Annotated in this window: 2 protein-coding genes; both read right to left on the bottom strand. The window is 42.6% G+C overall.

The features are described from left to right. On the bottom strand, window positions 1–715 hold a 715-nt coding region (locus Q0G30_RS14260), incomplete at its 3' end, for a phosphotransferase (RefSeq protein WP_294391429.1). Between the two features lie 122 nt (window positions 716–837). Beyond that, window positions 838–1,744, bottom strand: a 907-nt coding sequence (locus Q0G30_RS14265; protein ID WP_294391432.1) for an HD domain-containing protein, incomplete at its 5' end; no start/stop codon positions are given.

Raw genomic sequence — 1,744 nt, forward strand, 5'->3', positions numbered from 1 at the left:
AATAATACAAATCTTCTAACTGAATTCCATAATGGGCCCTCTCAAATCCGGTAATTGCAATTCCATCTGTGTCTATAAGCAGGTTGTGATAATTATATTCCCCATGGATAACCGTTCCCTTTCGCTGCACCTCACTCTGTAGTTCACTGCACATAGAACCTTCCAATTTATCCACTGCCAGCCTTGCCCAGCCGTACATTTTCTCATAACCCTTCATAAACTCCCGTTCAAAAGAACCTTTTACACTCTTACGCTTAATATAAGACTGTACTTTGCGAAGTTCTCTGTTATGCCTTTCATACTCTTCCAACAGTGTCCGTTCCCTTTTTCCATACTCTCCGTCTTCTTTTTCCATAATCATAACTTTATGTAAACGCCCCAGCATGTGCACACATTCTAAAAGTTCATTTTCTTTGTACGCATCACACTCTTTTCCTTGGAACCATCGTTTTAACATATACTTTGTCTCATCTTCTGCCGTCACAATATAATTTCCTTCTTTGTCTGCAACAAAACTATCTACCTTCTCTATCCCGGCTTCCTGTAAATGCTGATATAGCTCTACCAGAAACGGAAGTCTGGTTTCCCTCATTCCGGCTTCTTTTAACAGCATAAGTCCCTGATTGGTTTCGCACAGAACCGCTCCACGCACCCTGCGCACATTCATCACTTCTATCGGATATTGTTCTAAAACGCTTACACCATAATCTCTCATGAACTCCCCCTATATATTTCTTTCAATACTCTCTCTAATGTATGCCTTGATATACAAAAAGAGAACACAGAAAACTCTGTGCTCTCATCTTAAAATTCTTATAAATATATGACTGATAATTGCTATTTCTTCAACCGCTTTGTCACCTCTGCCAAAAGCAGTTCCTTTTCATTCTTTTCCGGTTCTTCCAGCACAAGTTCCAACAGCTTATTCAGTGTTTCCCCTATTTGCGGCCCGCGTTCTACACCGACAGCCAGTAAATCATTCCCTTTTACTGCTAAATCCTTCAGCGATACACACTGCTGCATTTCCAATATCTGCAGGTAAATTTTCTCAATTTCCTGAATGTTCTCCAGCTTTTCTGTACGCCGGAACATACTCTGCGCCAGTGTATCCGCCCGTCGTACGTTTAAATAGTAAGGAAACAGATCCGTTCCTATCCGGTTCATGGCACGGCGCACATTGCGTGGTGTGGCAGGCATACGAAGGTCATGATAATAGACCAGCTTCGTTACTTTTCTCAGAGTATCGTTATCGAATTTCAACCTGTGCATAATCTCTTTTGCAATTGCTTCACTGACCAAGGCATGCCCTTTAAAATGTGCGATTCCATTCTCATCGATGGTTTTCTTTTCTGGTTTTCCCATATCGTGAAACAGCATAGTAAGCCGTAGAATCTTATCAGACGGGCAGTGCTGCAATGCCGCAATGGTATGTTCCCCCACATTATAACAATGGTGTGGTGTCTCCTGTGCAGTTTCCATCATTCTGTCAAATTCCGGCAGCATAACTTCTGTAATTCCAAGCTCATATGCCAGGCGAATCTGCTCTGGATGCGGAGAAGTCAAAAGCTTAATCAGTTCTACCTGAATCCGCTCTGCACTGATATTTCTTAAACTGAATGCCAGTTTTCGAATTGCCGTCTGCGTCTTACCTTCGATTTCAAAGCCTAACTGAGCCGCAAAACGAACCGCACGCATAATTCTAAGCGCATCTTCTCCAAACCTCGCCTCCGCATTCCCCACACAC

Source organism: uncultured Clostridium sp., from assembly GCF_934754925.1.
Classification (GTDB): Bacteria; Bacillota; Clostridia; order Clostridiales; family Clostridiaceae; genus Clostridium.